Annotated in this window: 14 protein-coding genes; 5 read left to right on the plus strand and 9 right to left on the minus strand. The window is 72.2% G+C overall.

Features of this window, described 5'->3' with window-relative positions; translation table 11 throughout:
* Positions 1-2 precede the first annotated feature (2 nt).
* Both FFT10_RS08855 and FFT10_RS08860 read left to right on the plus strand, forming a co-directional pair.
* Positions 3-2,048: a transketolase family protein gene (locus FFT10_RS08855; RefSeq protein WP_228027015.1), complete on the plus strand. Its 2,046-nt coding sequence runs from the start codon at positions 3-5 to the stop codon at positions 2,046-2,048.
* Entirely contained in the window at positions 2,048-3,094 is a 1,047-nt protein-coding gene (locus FFT10_RS08860) for a D-2-hydroxyacid dehydrogenase (protein ID WP_137732588.1), read from the plus strand. The genes FFT10_RS08855 and FFT10_RS08860 overlap by 1 nt, the downstream gene beginning before the upstream one ends.
* Here FFT10_RS08860 and tauD read toward each other — a convergent pair.
* From tauD to FFT10_RS08890, 6 genes are all read right to left on the minus strand, one after another.
* Positions 3,073-3,933 (minus strand): taurine dioxygenase, encoded by an 861-nt coding sequence (gene tauD, locus FFT10_RS08865; protein ID WP_137732429.1) that lies wholly within the window; start codon positions 3,931-3,933, stop codon positions 3,073-3,075. The genes FFT10_RS08860 and tauD overlap by 22 nt on opposite strands.
* A gap of 12 nt (positions 3,934-3,945) precedes the next feature.
* Positions 3,946-4,890, minus strand: a complete 945-nt coding sequence (locus FFT10_RS08870; protein ID WP_228027016.1) for a CobW family GTP-binding protein — start codon at positions 4,888-4,890, stop codon at positions 3,946-3,948.
* Positions 4,891-4,906: 16 nt separating this feature from the next.
* Positions 4,907-6,574 carry an amidohydrolase gene (locus tag FFT10_RS08875; protein WP_137732431.1) on the minus strand — a complete coding sequence of 556 codons (1,668 nt, stop codon included), beginning with the start codon at positions 6,572-6,574 and terminating at the stop codon, positions 4,907-4,909.
* 65 nt (positions 6,575-6,639) lie between these two features.
* On the minus strand, positions 6,640-7,668 hold the full coding sequence (locus FFT10_RS08880; RefSeq protein ID WP_162520725.1) for a metallophosphoesterase: 1,029 nt from the start codon (positions 7,666-7,668) through the stop codon (positions 6,640-6,642).
* 50 nt (positions 7,669-7,718) lie between these two features.
* Positions 7,719-8,567 carry a PEP-CTERM sorting domain-containing protein gene (locus FFT10_RS08885; RefSeq protein WP_137732433.1) on the minus strand — a complete coding sequence of 283 codons (849 nt, stop codon included), beginning with the start codon at positions 8,565-8,567 and terminating at the stop codon, positions 7,719-7,721.
* A 68-nt stretch (positions 8,568-8,635) separates the two neighbouring features.
* Positions 8,636-10,540 carry a bifunctional metallophosphatase/5'-nucleotidase gene (locus FFT10_RS08890; protein WP_137732434.1) on the minus strand — a complete coding sequence of 635 codons (1,905 nt, stop codon included), beginning with the start codon at positions 10,538-10,540 and terminating at the stop codon, positions 8,636-8,638.
* Between the two features lie 215 nt (positions 10,541-10,755).
* Between FFT10_RS08890 and FFT10_RS08895 the strand changes: the two genes are divergently transcribed.
* The 3 genes from FFT10_RS08895 to FFT10_RS08905 all read left to right on the plus strand — a co-directional run bounded on the left by FFT10_RS08895 (position 10,756) and on the right by FFT10_RS08905 (position 13,145).
* Complete coding sequence (locus FFT10_RS08895) at positions 10,756-11,424, plus strand: dioxygenase family protein (protein WP_373282485.1); 669 nt, start codon at positions 10,756-10,758, stop codon at positions 11,422-11,424.
* 99 nt (positions 11,425-11,523) lie between these two features.
* A complete protein-coding gene (locus FFT10_RS08900) occupies positions 11,524-11,871 on the plus strand; it encodes a YciI family protein (protein WP_137732435.1) in 348 nt (115 codons plus the stop codon).
* On the plus strand, positions 11,868-13,145 hold the full coding sequence (locus FFT10_RS08905) for an RNA polymerase sigma factor (protein ID WP_137732436.1): 1,278 nt from the start codon (positions 11,868-11,870) through the stop codon (positions 13,143-13,145). The genes FFT10_RS08900 and FFT10_RS08905 overlap by 4 nt, the downstream gene beginning before the upstream one ends.
* Before the next feature lie 19 nt (positions 13,146-13,164).
* On the opposite strand, the gene FFT10_RS08910 is transcribed toward FFT10_RS08905, so the two are convergent.
* From FFT10_RS08910 to FFT10_RS08920, 3 genes are read right to left on the minus strand one after another with little or no spacing between them, the layout of a single operon-like run.
* Positions 13,165-13,632: a (2Fe-2S)-binding protein gene (locus FFT10_RS08910; protein WP_137732437.1), complete on the minus strand. Its 468-nt coding sequence runs from the start codon at positions 13,630-13,632 to the stop codon at positions 13,165-13,167.
* Between the two features lie 25 nt (positions 13,633-13,657).
* Entirely contained in the window at positions 13,658-15,961 is a 2,304-nt protein-coding gene (locus tag FFT10_RS08915; RefSeq protein WP_137732438.1) for a xanthine dehydrogenase family protein molybdopterin-binding subunit, read from the minus strand.
* Complete coding sequence (locus FFT10_RS08920; RefSeq protein ID WP_137732439.1) at positions 15,958-16,461, minus strand: MerR family transcriptional regulator; 504 nt, start codon at positions 16,459-16,461, stop codon at positions 15,958-15,960. The genes FFT10_RS08915 and FFT10_RS08920 overlap by 4 nt, the downstream gene beginning before the upstream one ends.
* Positions 16,462-16,497 lie beyond the last annotated feature (36 nt).

Below are 16,497 nucleotides of genomic sequence, written 5' to 3' on the forward strand. Positions count from 1 at the left end.
AGATGTCCACCACTGTTGCACCGGCCAGCATGCTGCCAGACGCTCCCGTGGCCGGCATGCTGGCCAATGCCATCCGCATGCTGTCCATCGACGCCATCGTTCGCGCCGGCGAGGGCCACCAGGGCGTGCCGCTGGGCATGGCCGAGATCGCCACGGCGCTCTACACCCGGCACCTGAAGTTCGACGCCGCCGACCCGACCTGGCCCGACCGCGACCGCGTCGTGCTGTCCAACGGCCATGGCTCGATGCTGCTGTATGCCCTGCTGCACCTGACCGGCCATGCGCGCATGGGCATCGACCAGGTCAGCACCTTCCGCGATTTCGGCTCGCGTTGCGAAGGCCACCCAGAGCGCGACCTGGCATCGGGCATCGAGGTCACCACCGGCCCGCTGGGCCAGGGCATTGCCAACGCCTTCGGCATGGCCGTGGCCGAGGCCCACCTGAACGCGCGCTTCGGCCCCGGCCTGGTGGACCACCGCACCTATGCCTTCGTCGGCGACGGCTGCCTGCAGGAGGGCATCGGCCAGGAAATGATCGCGCTGGCCGGGCACCTGCGGCTGGGCAAGCTCACGCTGCTGTGGGACGACAACCGCATCACCGACGATGGGTCGACCGACCTGTCCATTAGCGAGGACGTGGCCGACCGCTTCCGCGTGGCGGGCTGGCATGTGCAGGAACTGGATGGGCATGACCTGGAGGCCGTGTCGGACGCGCTGGAGCAGGCCCACGCCGACCCGCGGCCGTCGCTGCTGGCCTGCCGCACCGTCATCGCCAAGGGCGTCGTGCGGTTGCAGGGCCAGCGCGGCGGGCACAGCGGCAAGCTGTTCGCCGAGGACGCTGCCGCGGCCCGCCAGGCGCTGGGCTGGAACCATCCGCCCTTCGCGCTGCCGGCCGAGGTGCGTGATGCCTGGCTGGCTGCCGGCGCCCGCCACCGCAGCGATCGACAGGCCTGGCAGGCCCGCGTGGCCGCGCTGCCTGCAGCGCAGCGCGCCGAGTTCGAGCGCGTGCTGGCGGGTGAGCTGCCGCTGGGCTGGCAGGACGTGTTGGCGAACTACCAGCGCAGCGCCTTGGCGCGCGAGCCGCTGGCCAGCGGCATCTTCATCTCGGCCGAGATCCACGACGCGCTGACCGAGCTGATGCCCGAGCGCCTGGTGGCCTGCGCCGACCTCGAGGCACCCACCAACCACAAGCGCCGGCTGCAGGCCTTCACCGCGCAGGACCGGGCCGGCACGTATGTGCACTGTGGCGTGCGCGAGCATGTGATGGGCGCCATGGCCAACGGCATTGCCGCACACGGCGGCGCGGTGCCGCTGGCCGTGACTTACCTGGCCTTTGCCGACTACGAGCGTCCGGCTATGCGCATGGCCGCGCTGATGGGGCTGCCGGTGCACTTCGTGTTCAGCCATGATTCCATCGGCATCGGCCGCAACGGACCGACGCACCAGCCGGTGGAGATCCTGGCGTCGTTGCGCGCCATGCCCAACATGCTGGTGCTTCGGCCGGCCGATGCGGTGGAAGCCGCCGAATGCTGGGCCATCGCGCTGGCGCACCGCACCGGCCCGTCGACGCTGGTCTTCGCGCGACAGGCGCTGCCGCATGTGCGCACCGCAGCGGCTGCAGAGAACTTGTCGCGGCGCGGCGCCTACGTGCTGGCCGACGCCGAGGGCGGGCCGCGCCGGGTCACGCTGTTGGCCACCGGCTCTGAAGTCGCCCTGGCGCTGGCTGCGCGCAACCTGTTGCAGGCTGCCGGCATACCAACCGCGGTGGTGTCGATGCCGAGCTGGGAGCTGTTCGCTGAACAGGACGCGGCGTACCGGTCGCAGGTGCTCGGCCCCGGCACGGTGCGGGTGGGCTGCGAGGCCGCGATGCGCTTCGGCTGGGACCGCTGGCTGGGCGATCGCGGCGGGTTTGTCGGCATGCGTGGCTTTGGTGCCTCGGGTCCGGCCGATGTGCTGTACCGGCACTTCGGCATCACGCCCGAGGCCATCGTGGCCGAGGCGCAGCGGCTGCTCGCCACGGCGCCCCAACCCGCACACGGCCCGGCATGATGCACCGCATCGTCTTCCTCGACCGTTCAACCCTGGCACCGCAGGTGCGGCTGCGCGCACCGGCATTTGCCCACGAGATGATCGAGCACGCCGACACCGCAGCCGACCAGGTCGTGCAAAGGCTGGCCGGCGCGCATATCGCCATCCTCAATAAGGTGCCGCTCACGGCCGCCGCGCTCGCGCGGCTGCCCGATCTGCGTCTGGTGGCCGTGGCCGCCACCGGCACCGACTGCATCGACAAGGCGGCCTGCCAGCGGCATGGCGTGGTCGTCTGCAACATCCGTGGCTATGCGGTGCACACAGTGCCCGAGCACACGTTCGCCCTGATGCTGGCGCTGCGGCGCAACCTCGTCGCCTACCGGCAGGACGTGATCGCCGGGCGCTGGCAGGCGTCTGGCCGCTTCTGCTTCTTCGATCACCCCATCCGCGACCTGGCCGGCGCACGGCTGGGCATCATCGGCGCAGGTGTGCTGGGCCAGCGTGTGGCTGCGCTGGCGCGGGCCTTCGGCATGGTGCCGCTGATCGCCGCGCACAAGGGCCGCAGCGACATGGGGCCTGCATTCACGCCCTGGCAGGAGGTGATCGAGACCAGCGACGTCATCACGCTGCACTGCCCGTTGACGCCGCAGACGCGCGGCATGATTGCGCGGCCCGAGTTCCGTGCCATGCGACGTCGGCCGCTGCTGATCAACACGGCACGGGGTGGTTTGGTGGACGAGGCGGCGCTGGTGGAGGCGCTGGACGAGGGTTGGGTGGGCGGCGCGGGCTTCGACGTGACCGAGGGCGAGCCACCCGCGGCCGGTCATCCGCTGATGCGCGTGGCCGCGCGGCCGAACGTGATCCTCACGCCGCATGTCGCCTGGGCGTCCGAAGAAGCCCAGCAGTCCCTGGCGGATCAACTGGTCGACAACATCGAGCTGTTTGTCTCCGGTCAACCCGGGAACATCGTCACGGGGTGGCCAGTCCAGGCAACGATGGCGGCACCCGCAGTGGCCGGCATGACGCCAGACGCCCAGCCCGCCGATCAGTCCGCGTCAGCCCGGTAGAACGGCACGTCGCCCAGGATGGTGGCGCGGTGCATCACACGGCGGGCGGGCAGGTAGTCGGCGGTGGCGTAGTGCTGGGTCAGGCGGTTGTCCCAGAAGGCCACGTCGCCCAGCTTCCAGCGCCAGCGAACGGTGAACTCGGGCTTGGCCAGGTGGGCGAACAGCTGGCGCAGCACCGCGTCACTCTCGGTGGCATTCAGCTCGACGATGCGTGTGGTGAAGCCCTCGCTGACGAACAGGCCCTGCAGCCCGCTGATGGGGTGGGTGCGGATGACCGGGTGCAGGCGCGGCGGGTGGTCGTGGCGGGCCTTCTCCCAGCGCACTCTCTCCTCGGGTGTGCGGGCGAAGCGGTGGGCCGGAAAGCTCTTCAGGAAGTCATGCTCGGCCGTCAGCCCGGCCAGCATGCGGCGGTACGGCGCCGACAGCGCCGCATAGGCCGCGACGCCGCTGGCCCACAGCGTGTCGCCGCCGCTGGGCGGCAGCAGCTGGGCCGACAGGATGGCGCCCATGGCCGGCGCGGCCAGGAAGGTGACGTCGGTGTGCCAGTTGTCGTTGTCCGGCGGGTTGTTGTCGCTGGTGTCGAGCACGATGATCTCGGGCACGCCGGGTGCCTGCGGGTACACCGGGTGGATGTGCAGGTCGCCGAAGCGCGCGGCCAGCGCCCGCTGCTGCAGCGGCGTCAGTGCCTGTTGCTCGAAGAACAGCACATGGTGTTGCAGCAGGGCGGCCAGCAGGGCGTCACGCTGGGCATCGCTGATGCCGTCGGACAGCTGCAGGCCGTTGACCAGGGCGCCGATGGCCGGGCCCAGCGGTTGCACGTGGAGCGTGGAGTCGCCCATCGTTTGTCTCCTTCAGGGTTCTTTGCCCCCATTTTCGTCGATGCAGGCCTGCAGCCCGGCGGCCAGCGCGGCCACCGGCAATTGACCGGCCAGGCCGATGGTCACCAGGGCGGCGGCGCCGGCCGGTGGCGCGGCCAGCCGCCGCACGCCCGCATGGCGGCCGGCCCACTGCAGGCTGAGCCATTGGCCGCCAGCCAGCGGCAGCCAGCCCTTGAGCCGCAGCACCGCCGGCGGCAGCGTGCGCAGCCAGGCGCGCAGCCTGGCCTCGTCGAACACACCGGCGGGTTGCACTTGCCAGGCCTGGAACTGGGCGCCGTGGTCGGCCGGTTGCAGGCCGCCGCCGTGGGGTTGGTACAGCGTGTCCTGCAGCAGGGCCAGCGGCAGGTCGGCGTGGCGGGCCTCCAGCAGCGGCGGTGGCGGCTGGCCGCGCTGTGCGGCGTCGGCCTGCACCCAGGCGCGGGCTGCGCCCAGATCGGCCGCGCTGGCGCGGTCGGCATGGTTCAGCACCACCAGGTCGGCATGGGCCAGCGGGCGGGTCAGGGTGTCGGTCAGCAGCGGGTCGGCCAGGTGGCCGGCCAGCGCCGCGGCGTCCACCAGCAGCAGCACCGCCTGCAACTGCAGCCGCGGCTCGGCCAGCGCATGCTGGGCGATGCGCCAGGGGTCGGACACGCCGCTGGCCTCGACAACCACCGCGTTGAACGGCGGGCTGGCCTGCAGCAGCGTGGCGATGGCGGCCGACAGGTCGTCGCCGATGGCGCAGCAGACGCAGCCGTTGCTCAGCGCGATGGCGTCGCTGCCGGCTTGCGCCACCAGACCGGCATCGATGTTGATGGCGCCGAAGTCATTGACCAGCACGGCGATGCGGAGGCCATCGGCCGCCGCCAGCCAGCGGTTCAAGAGCGTGGTCTTGCCGGCGCCCAGAAAGCCGCCGAGCACGGTGAACGGGATGCGGTCCACGGCCGCTGCGCTGCGGTCAGCTGCCGGCGGGAAACACCCGGCCCGACAGCACCGTTCCCCACACGCGCACATCCTTCAGCGCCATCGGGTCGCCGGCGATCGGATCGTCGTGCAGCACCGCAAAGTCGGCGCGCTTGCCCACCTCGATGCTGCCGATCTCGTGCTCCAGCCCCAGCGTCCAGGCCGGCCCCAGGGTGATGGCATGCAGCGCCTCGTCCACCCGCAGGCGCTGCGACGGCCCCAGCACCCGGCCGCTGGGCGTGACGCGGTTGGCTGCGCACCAGGCGGTGAACAGTGGCGCCAGCGGCGTCACCGGCGCGTCGCTGTGGATGGCCAGGCGCACGCCGGCGTCCAGCGCAGCGCGGCAGTCGTCCAGCCGGTGGGCGCGGTCGGGGCCCATGGTCATGTCGTGGTGCTGGTCACCCCAGTACCACAGGTGGTTGGCAAACAGGTTGGCGGCCAGGCCCAGCGCGGCCATGCGCTCGAACATCGGCCGGTCGATCATCTGGCCGTGCTGCAGCGTGTGGCGGTGGCCGGGGCGCGGCGCGCGGGCCAGCACCCGCTGCACCGCGTCGATGGCGGCCAGGCTGGCCTCGTCGCCGTTGGTGTGGGTGTGGATGGTCAGGCCGGCGCGGTGGTAGACCTCGAAATCGGCCTCGTACTGGCTGGGCGCGGTCACCCAGATGCCGTTGGGCGCACCGTTCACATAGCCGGGCCAGCGCAGCCGCGCCGAGTAGCCCTGGATCGAGCCGTCCAGCATCATCTTCACCAGGCCGAAGCGCAGCCGGTCGGTGCTGGTGGGCAGCAGCGACTGCACGTAGGCCGCGCCCTCGGCCGCACCCTGGCTGCCGTGGAAGCCCTGGTAGGCCGGCACGATGCGCACCGGGAAGGCATCGTCACCGGTGTTGCGGCGCAGCACCTCCAGGTCCCGCGGGCCCAGGCGGTTCACCAGGTCGGTGGCGGTGGTCACGCCCTGCAGCCGGCAGATCGACCCGAAGGCGCGCAGCCCGGCATCGTCCAGCGGCGCCAGCAGGCCGGCGTTGCCGACATGGCGGAACACCAGCGACATGGCGGCCGGCTCCTGCAGCTCGCCGGTGGGCTGGCCCTGCTGCGGGCCGGCCTCGAACTTGACCACGCCTTCCACGTCGGTGTCGGCATCGACGCCGGCGATGGCCAGCATCGCGCTGTTGGCGTTCAGCAGGTGGCCATTGGCATGGGCGACGACGATGGGGCGGGTGCCGTCGCCCACGCGGTCCAGGTGCTGCACCGTCATGCGCTCGCCGCCGAAGTAGATCGGATCGAAGCCCCAGGTGACCAGCGGCGCGCTGGCCGGCTGGCCGGAGGCGGCCAGTTGCGCGTCCAGCTCGGTCAGCTTGCCCACCACCGCATCCATGCTGCGCAGGCCGGGCCACACCCGGCCTTGCGGGTCGCGGCGGTCGAACCAGCCGAGGTAGGGCATCTCCCACATGCCGCCTTCCTTCAGGTGGCAGTGGCCCTCGACGAACCCGGGCAGCAGCACCTTGTCGGCGAAGCGCTCGTCCAGCGTGAAGGCTCCCCAGGCGGCCATGCGGTCCAGGTCGCCCACCGCCAGGATGCGGCCGTCGCGCACCGCCACATGGGTGGCGACCGGCTGCGCCGGATTCATCGTGTGGATGCGGCGGGCGGCGTAGACGGTGGTGGTCATGGTGCGGCGGCGTGCGGTCGGCGGGGCTTGAGGTTACCCCGCCTCCCGCGGCGCCCCCGCGGTGCTCAGCGTGTCACCACGTTGCCCGGCACGATGCGCGGCACCACGCTGAACACGTTGGGGTCGCGCGCATCGACGAACACCTCCACCCAGTGCACATTGGGCGAGCCGAAGTTCTCGACACGGGTCAGGTTCTCCAGCGACACGCCGGCGTTGACCAGCGGCTTGTCGACACGGAAGTAGTGGCTGTCACCATGGGCCAGCAGCACCGGCTTGCCGAAGGCGATGCTGCGGGCCGTGATCCGGGCAATCACCTCGTCGAAGCCCAGGCGCTGCGGGCTGCCGGCGGCGTACTCGAGCCCCGGGTTGGCCTGCATGGCCAGCATCACGCCGGCGCTGTTGGCGGCCACCGCGCGGTTGAAGATCTCGTCGATCCAGGCCAGGCTGGCGGCCAGGCGGGCGTCGAACTCGGCCTGGCGCTCGGCCGGGCGGTCACCGCCGGCCAGCTGGTTCCAGGGCGCCAGGTTGTTGGCACTGCCCACCACATGCACCGTGGCCATGGTGGCTCCGGCAAACTGCCACAGCGTGTTCTCCACATAGGCGGCATGCGCGGCCTGGCCTGGCGTGGCGGCCTGCGACAGCAGGGCCATCGGCCGCTTGCCGGTGCTCCGGCCGATGGCCGGGTAGAAGATCTCGCGGAACTTGGCCAGGCGCTCGGTGGGCAGGTAGCTGCCGTTGTTGGTGCGGTGGCAGTCGGTCCAGTCGTTGTCGCCCGGCGTCACGATGAAGGCGTCGTCGAACTTCTGGTACTGGTTGAAGCGCTTGATGAACACCGCGTCGTCGCAGCGCTCGCTGCCCTGCTTGACATCGCCGGTGTGCAGCACGAAGCGCACATTGCGCGACGCGTTGATGTCGGCGATCACGCGGTCGAACTTGGGCTCTTCGGCCACGCCGTAGGGCACGTCGCCGAGCAGCGCGAACGAGACGCCGGGGCGGATGTACTCGCCGGCAGCAGCGGCCGGCAGGCTGGTGGCCAGCAGGCCGCCGGCCAGGGCGGCGAGCAGGCTGCGGCGCAGAAGGGACAGGGCAGGCATGGCAGTCTCCAGGGCAGTGTGAGGAATCGGGGGCAGGGCGGTTGCGGGCATCAGCGGCGGCGCTGCGCCTGCCGCTGGTGCAGCAGGCCCACGGCAGCCAGCCCGGCCAGCAGCAGGGCGTAGGTGCCGGGCTCGGGCACGGCGGTGACCTGCACCGTGCCGCTGAGCAGGGCGGTGGTGTCCAGCGTGTCGCCGCCGGCGCTCAGGCTGTCGGCGCTGCCCAGCAGGCTGGTGCTGGCATGGCTCAGGCTGAGCCACAGGCTGTCACCCACCCGGGTGTCCAGGCTGAAGCGGAAGGCAGCGCTGCTGCCGGCGTCCAGGCCCTGCCAACTGGCCAGGATGTTGCTGTGCGCATCGCGCACCACCAGGTCGAAGCTGGGCGTCACATCCAGCAGCGGGCCGGTGCTGCCGGCCAGTGCGTCTGCGGTGCCGGCAAAGACCAGGCGCACGGCGGTGCCGGCAGCCTCGCCGGTGCTGGTGACGGCCAGTTCCGCCTCCAGCAGCAGGCTGGTCTGTTCGGTGCCGCCACCGAAGTTGCCGTCACCGCCCAGGCGCAGCACGCTGGTGGCGTCGAGGTTGAGCTTCAGCTGGGTCGCCTCGCTGGCGTCCAGCGAGGCACTGGCCGCCCACAGCGGCTCCAGCGTGGTGGTCTTGCCGCTGCCGGTCAGCGCCAGGCTGTCGCCCAGGTTGCCGAAGCCCAGCAGCACGTCCTGGCCCGAGGCATCGGCCAGGCTGGCGCTGCGGCTGATCGGCTGGCCGTTGGCGTCGGCCCGGAAGTCCAGATGGCCGGTCACGCTGCCGCTGGTGATGGCCAGGCCGGCGGCCTGGGCCAGGCCGGTGCCCAGCAGGGCGGCGGCCAAGGCCAGGTGGTGCAGTCGGGGAAGGGTGTTCAAGCGCATGGTGGTTCCTGAAGAGAGGGGGCGGGTGGTCCGCGCGGAGCGGTGCCGCGGCACGCCGCGGCGTGCCGTCATTGCCGGGTGATGCGGTTCTGCGGACCGGGGGCCACGCCGGCGGGTTGGCTGAGCAGGTAGGCCTCGAAGGCGTCGGTGTCCACCGCGCCGCCCAGGCGCTGGGTGCCCTGTGCCAGCACTGCGAAGGCATCGCCGCCATCGGCCAGGAAGCTGTTGACGGTGACGCGGTAGCTGGATGTCGGGTTCACCGGCATGCCGCCGATGGCGATCTGGCTGACCTTGCTGCCGCAGGCATTGGCCGCCGTCCAGGTGTAGCTGAACCCGGCCGAGACCTGCAGGATGCGGTCGAAGCTGGTCTGGCCCAGGCAGTTGGCGAACTGGGTCTCGAGCATGGTCTTGATCTGCGCGCCGGTCAGCGTCAGCGTCACCAGGCTGTTGCCGAAGGGCTGCACGGTGAAGGCGTCGCCGTAGGTCACCAGGCCGCCCGCATTGAACGGCAGGTCGGCGCGGATGCCGCCCGGGTTCATGAACGCCACCACCGCGGCGCCGGTGCCGGCGCCGTGGGTGGCGGCCAGCTGGGCGTCGGCGATCACGTCGCCCAAGGCCGACTCGCCGGCGGCATTGGTGCTGCGGCTGATGGCGGCGGTGATCTTGCCGATCACCCGCGCCTTGGGCACGGCCGACAGGCTGTCGTAGTGCGCCACCAGGTCGGTCAGTGCCGGATCTTCGGCGGTGGTGGTGCCGGTGGTCAGGATGTTGGCGCTGACCGCGGTCACATCCTTGCTGCGGGTGTCGATGGTGAGCTGGATGTCGCCCAGGTTGCGTCCGTTTGAGCCCGACGAGGTCACCCGCACCGGCTGGCCATTGGCCTTGTTCACCAGGCAGTTGTAGGCCTGGTGGGTGTGGCCGGAGATCACCAGGTCGACTTCCGGATCCAGGCGGTTGACGATGTCGACGATCGCGCCCGAGATGCTGGGGCAGCCCGCCAGGCCGCCGGTGGCCAGGCCACCTTCGTGGATCAGCACCACGATGCTGCGGATGCCCTGGGCCCGCAGCTGCGGGATCAGCGCGTTCACCGTGTCGGCCTCGTCGGCAAAGTTCAGCCCTGCCACGCCCGCGGGCGACACGATGGTGGGTGTGCCCTCCAGCGTCATGCCGATGAAGGCCACCTTGTTGCCCAGGAAGTCCTTCACGCCATAGGCGGGAAACAGGGTCTTGTTGGTCAGCGCCTCCGCCACGTTGGCTGCCAGGAAGCCGAACTTCGCGCCGGCGAACTGGCCATCGGGGCGCTTGTCCTGCGGCAGGCCCAGGCCGGTGTACGGGTCGGTCGGGTGGTTGCCGCCGTGCTGCATGCGCAGCAGCTCGGCCTTGCCTTCGTCGAACTCATGGTTGCCCACGGCGTTGAAGTCGATGCCGATGCGGTTCATCGCCTCGATCGTGGGCTCGTCCTTGAACAGGGCCGATGTCAGCGGGCTGGCGCCGATCATGTCGCCGGCCGACACCACTGCATGCAGCGGGTTGGCCGCCTTCAGCGCCTGGATGCGGGTGGCCAGCCGGGCCACGCCGGGGTTGGCGGACGAGCCTTCGCCTGGCTTGATGTAGCCGTGGAAGTCGTTGAAGCTGATCAGCTGCACCTTCACCGTGCTGCCGATGCCCGACTGCTGCGCGGCGATCTGCAGCCGCACCCGCTCGGTGGCGCTGATCAGGCCGCTGCGCTGCAGCGCCAGGCTCACGTTGCCCACATGGGCCAGGAAGGCCGCCTGGTTGCCCCAGGGCGCTTCATCGGCGATGCGGTCGTCCACCGACAGACCGTCGGCGCCGCAGCGGTCGGGCACGGCCGTGGCCAGGGTGCCCAGGTTGACGTTGCCGGACACGGTGCCGGGTGTGCAGGCGGCCGAGGCCGGGGCGGCCAGGGCCAGGCACAGGCTGGCCGCGGCCAGGGCGGTGAGGGTGGAGCGCATGGGGGAGTTCTCCTCGGGTCAGGTCTTGTCGTGCGCGCCGGGCGCTGGACAGACCCGGTGTTGCCGATGCGCCGCATGGTCGCGGCCGGCGGTGACCTGGTGACGGCGGCACAGGGCCGCGCCATGGTCCGTTCAGCCCATGCCCGTGCGCTGGTGCGGCGGTGGACCAGGCCGCAAAATGGAACCGACCCGACCTTGTCACTCCGGAGACCCGCATGACCACGACGGACCGATCCCTGCCCGCCACCCCTGCGCTGCCCGGCCGCCGCCGCAGCCACCGCCTGATGCTGGCGGCCGCGCTGCTGCCAGTGGTGGCCTGGCGGCCCGCGCGGGCGCAGGCGCCGGCCGGGCAGCCGCTGCGGCCGACACCGGCCCAGACCGAAGGCCCGTTCTACCCCGTCAGCCTGCCGGCCGACACCGATTTCGACTTGCTGCGCCAGGGCGGTGCCGCCTACGCCAAGGGCCAGCCCTGCTGGCTGGATGGCCTGGTGCGCGGCACCGATGGCCAGCCGCTGGCCGGTGCGGTGGTGGAGATCTGGCAGTGCGATGCCGAGGGCCACTACCGCCACCCCGGCGATGGCGACCGTGCTGACCCGGCCTTCCAGGCCTTCGGCCGGGTGGTGGCCGATGCCCAGGGCCGCTACCGCTTCCGCACCATGCGCCCGGTGGCCTACAGCGGCCGCACGCCGCACATCCATCTCAAGGTGAAGCAGGGCCGCCGCACCTTGCTGACCACCCAGCTGTACGTGGCTGGTGACCCTGGCAATGCCGCCGACTTCCTGTGGCGCCGGCTCAGCGAGGCCGACCGTGCCGCGCTGACCGTGCCCTTCACGCCCGGCGCTGACGGCTTGCGCGCCAGCTTCGACATCGTGGTGGCGGCCTGAGCAATTTTTTTTTCCCCGAGCTGTCGAAACCCCGCCGGCCCGGCCGTCATTGTCAGAACCGGTGCACGGTGCACCGGTCGTCCACCGATGGAGCCTGCGATGAAATACCTGTTGATGATCTACACCAACGAAGCGGCCGAAGCCACGATGACCGAAGCCGACGCCCAGGCCGAGATGGCCGCCTACGGCGCGTATGCTGGCGCGATGGCCGAGGCCGGCGTGATGGTGGGCGGCGAGCGCCTGCGCCCCACCGGCGATGCCACCAGCGTGCGCATCCGCGGCGGCAAGACCGAGTTGCTGAACGGCCCCTATGCCGACACCCGCGAGCAGCTGGGCGGCTACTTCATGATCGACGTGCCCGACCTGGACGCCGCCTTGCACTGGGCCGCCCGCTGCCCCAGCGCGCCGCACGGCACCATCGAGGTGAGGCCGGTCTGGGAGATGTGACCGGCGATGCGGACACGGCCGCCACCGCCGAGGCGGTGGCGCGCCGCAGCTACGGCAAGCTGGTGGCGCTGCTGTCGGCCCGCACCCGCGACCTGGCCGCCGCCGAAGATGCCCTGGGCGATGCCTTCGCCGCCGCGCTGGCCCACTGGCCGGCCCATGGCCTGCCAGCCAACCCCGAGGCCTGGCTGCTGACGGCAGCGCGCCACCGGCTGATCGACGCCGCACGCGCCCGCCAGACCCACGCGGCCGCGGCCGACACCCTGCTGCTGCTGGGCGAATGGGCCCAGGCCGCCACCGACGTGGCCGGCCAGCGCACCGAGATCCCCGACCGCCGGCTGGCGCTGATGTTCGCCTGCGCCCACCCGGCCATCGACGCGGCACTGCGCGCGCCGCTGATGCTGCAGACCTTGCTGGGTTTCGATGCGGCCGCCATCGGCTCGGCCTTCCTGGTGGCGCCGGCCACCATGGGCCAGCGCCTGGTGCGGGCCAAGGCCCGGATCCGCCAGGCCGGCATCCCGTTCGCGGTGCCGGCGCTGGCCGATCTGCCGGCGCGGCTGTCGGCGGTGCTGGATGCCGTCTACGCCTGTTATGCCGAGGGTTGGAGCGACCCCGCCGGCACCGATGCCCAGCGCCGCAACCTGGCCGACGAGGCGCTGTGGCTGGGTGGCCTGCTGGCCAGCCTGCTGCCCGACGAGCCTGAGGCCCTGGGCTTGTTGTCGCTGATGCTGCACAGCCATGCCCGCCGCGCTGCGCGGCGGGATGCCACCGGCCGCTATGTGCCCCTGGCCGCGCAGGACACCACCCGGTGGGATGCGCGCATGCTGCGCGAGGCCGAGCGCCTGCTGCACCGCGCCGGCGCACTGGCGTTGGCGCCAGGCGCCGGTGTGGCGCGGGTGGGCCGCTACCAGCTGGAAGCGGCGATCCAGTCGGCCCACGGCGTGCGCCGCTTCACCGGCGTGGCCGACTGGCCGGCCATCGTGGCGCTGTACGACGCGCTGGCACGGCTCACCGATTCACCGGTGGTGGCGCTGAACCGCGCCGTGGCCTTGGCCGAGACCGCCGGCCCGGCCGCCGGCCTGGCCGCGCTGGAGGCCGTGGGCGGTGATGCCCGCCTGGCCGACTACCAGCCCGCCTGGGCCGCGCGGGCCGACCTGCTGCAGCGCCTGGGCCGCCACGCCGAAGCCGCCGCTGCCTACGACCGCGCCATCGGCCTGGAGGCCGATCCGGCGGTGCGGGCCTTCCTGCAGCAGCGCCAGCGCGGCTGCGCCGGCTGAGCGCCCTGGCCCGCCCGGGTCAGCCCGCGCCTGCCAGCAGCACCGCCGCCCGGTGGATGCCAGCGCGGATGCGCGGGTAGGTGCCGCAGCGGCACAGGTTGCCGTCCATCGCCGCGTCGATCTCGGCATCGGTGGGCTTGGGTGTGGCCTTCAGCAGTGCGCTGGCGGAGACCAGCTGGCCGCTCTGGCAGTAGCCGCACTGCACCACGTCCAGCTCGGTCCAGGCCTGGCGCAGTGCGGTGATCTCGGGGCCCTGCAGGCCGTCGATGGTGGTGACGCTGCGCGTGCCCACGGCCGACAGCGGCGTCACGCAGCTGCGGGTGGGCTGGCCGTCGATCTGCACCGTGCAGGCGCCGCACAGGGCCATGCCGCAGCCGAACTTGGTGCCGGTCATCTGCAGATCGCCACGCAGCACCCACAGCAGCGGGGTGTCGGGGGTGGCGGCCACGGTCTGGGTCGTGCCGTTGACTTGGAGGGTGGTGGTCATCGGGTGGTCTCGTTCAAGCCAGCGGTCATGCCAACTTCAGCGGCAGGCTGCGCAGCCGCTGGCCGGTCAGGGCAAACAGGGCATTGGCCACGGCGGGGGCGATCGGTGGCGTGCCGGGCTCGCCCACGCCCTCGGGCGGCGCGGTGCTGGGCAGGATCTCGGTCTCGATCACCGGGCAGTCCGATCCGCGCAGCAGCGGCTGCTGGTGGAAGTTGGTCTGCTGCACCTGGCCGGCTTCCAGCGTCACCTCGCCGTACAGCGCGGCGCCGAGGCCGAACACCACCGCGCTCTCCATCTGCTGGCGGATGTGGTTGGGGTTGATGGCGGTGCCGCAGTCGATGGCGGCCACCACCCGGTGCACCCGGATGCGCTTGGCGTCCGCCGGGTCCAGCGACACCTCGGCCACCTGGGCCACGATGCTGCCGAAGCTCTGGTGCAGCGCGATGCCGCGGGCCTTGGGCGCGCCATCGGCCGCCGGTGCCAGCGGCTGGCCCCAGCCGGCCTTGTCGGCCGCGCGCTTCAGCACCGCGGCATGGCGCGGGTGGCCCTGCAGCAGGGCCAGTCGGAAGGCCAGCGGATCCTGCCCTCCCACATGGGCGGCCTCGTCGACGAAGCTCTCCTTGAAGAAGGCCTGGTGCGAGTGGCCCACGCTGCGCCAGAAGCCCACCGGCACCGGCAGCGGCACGATGGCATGGCTGATGCGCGCGGTGGGCCAGGCATAGGGCTGGTCGAAGGCGCCCTCGGCGGTGGTCTTGTCCGGGCCGCTGCCCGGCAGGCCGAACTGGCGGCCCAGGAACTGGTGCACGATCGACGGCCCGGCCGAGGCCGCCACCCAGGCCGTCAGCCGGCCCTGGCTGTCGAAGCCGGCCTGGTAGCGGGCCACGCAGGGCGGGCGATAGAAGTCATGCGTGCTGTCCTGCTCGCGGCTCCAGAACGTCTGCACCGGCACGCCGGGCAGGGCCTTGGCCACGTGGGCGGCCTGGGCGATGAAGTCGACCTCCAGCCGGCGGCCGAAGCCGCCGCCGAGCAGGGTGACCTGCATCGCCACCTGGTCGCTGTCCAGCCCCAGGGCCTCGGCGGCGGCCCAACGGCCCAGGCCGGGCACCTGGGTGGGCGCCCACACGGTGGCACGCGGGCCGTCCTTGGCATCGGGCGTGTACAGCACGGTGCAGTTCTGCGGCTCCAGCGTGGCATGGGCCAGCAGCGGCGCGCTGTACTCGGCCTGCAGGCTGCGCGCGGCCTGCTGCAGCGCGGCGGCGGGATCGCCCTGCTTGAAGTACGCAAAGCCGTCTTCGGCGGCCAGCTGGGCCTTCAGCTGCTGGGTGATGCCGGCGCTGTTGAGGGTAGCGGCAGGGCCGTGGTTCCACTGCACCACCACCGCCTTGGCGGCAGCCATGGCCTGCCAGGGTGTGGCGGCGATGGCGGCCACGCCGCCGGTGCCACCATGCAGCGGCGGCACCACCACCACCTGCTGCACGCCGGGCAGGGCCAGCGCGGCCTTGGCGTCGAACGAGGCCACCGTGCCGCCAAGCGTGGGGCACAGCAGCACGCTGGCAAAGCGCTGGCCGGGCTGCAGCGTGTCGATGCCGAAGCGGGCGCTGCCGTCGTGCTTCGACGCCGCCTCGCGCCGGCGCTGCGGCTGGCCGATCAGGGTGAACTGGGCGGGGGTCTTGAGCACCGGCGCCTCTGGCAGCGGCAGCGTGGCGGCGCGCTCGGCCAGCTCGCCGAAGCGCAGGCGGCGGTTGCTGGCGGCATGCATCACCACGCCCTTGGCCACGGTGCAATCGGCCACCGGCACACCCCAGGTCTGGGCGGCGGCGGCCACCAGCATGGCGCGGGCGCTAGCGCCGGCGGTGCGCATCGGCTCCCACAGGTCCTTGATGCTGGACGAGCCGCCGGTGACCTGCAGGCCGATCTCGCGCATGGTCTTGGCCGTCAGGTGGCCGGCCAGGCGCTTGAGGCGGCCGTCGTCGTCGGGGTGGAAGGGCAGGCCGTCGACCACGGTGGCCAGGTTGTTGTAGATCGGATCGAGCGGCGGATGCTCGGTGCGCACGCGGTCCCAGTCGGCGTCCAGCTCGTCGGCCAGCACCATGGCCAGCGCGGTGTGCACGCCCTGGCCCATCTCGCTCTTGGGCACCATCACCGTCACCGTGTCGTCGGTGCCGATCTTGACCCAGCCGTTGAAGGCCTGCTGGCCGGCGGCGGTGGGCAGCGGCTGGCTCGTCTGCAGGCGCTGGCGCACCGGCAACAGGCCCCAGCCCACCACCAGTGCAGTGCCGGCCACGGCGACGCCGGCGGTGCCCAGCAGGAATTTGCGGCGGGTGCTCATGCGCGGGCCTCCGCGCCCACCGGCGCCGCGGCCAGGAAGTCGGCCAGGAAGCGGCAGTCGGCATCCTGGTCCAGCACGCCGAAGTCGCCGGCGGCCAAGGGGGCCAGGTAGCTGCGCAGCAGCGCCAGGCGGGCCATGCGGGCGTCGATCTGCTGCAGCTGGGCGCCGGCCAGCGCCCGCATGCGGTCGGCGTCGAGGCAGTCGGTGTCGCTTTCAGACAGCAGCAGGCCGATCTCGCGCAGCGACAGTCCCAGGTCCTTCAGCAGCCGGATGGCGCGCACCCGGTCGACCGTGTCCTGGGCGTAGTGCCGGTAGCCGCTGGCGCTGCGTTGCGGCGGGCGGATCAGCCCTTCGCGCTCGTACAGCCGCAGCATGCCGCGGGTGGCGGGCGCCGCGGCGCACAGCCGGGCGGTGGTGAGCGGGGCGGCCGGGCGGGCCGTCCGCGGCGGGCGGCCGGGCCGGGCGGACCGGTCGGCGAGGTTGGCAGAAGTGGATTGCATGGGCCCGAGGTTAAACCCGGCACCGGGGTGCCGGGT

The sequence above is a fragment of the Pseudaquabacterium pictum genome (assembly GCF_005403045.1).
Classification (GTDB): domain Bacteria; phylum Pseudomonadota; class Gammaproteobacteria; order Burkholderiales; family Burkholderiaceae_C; genus Pseudaquabacterium; species Pseudaquabacterium pictum.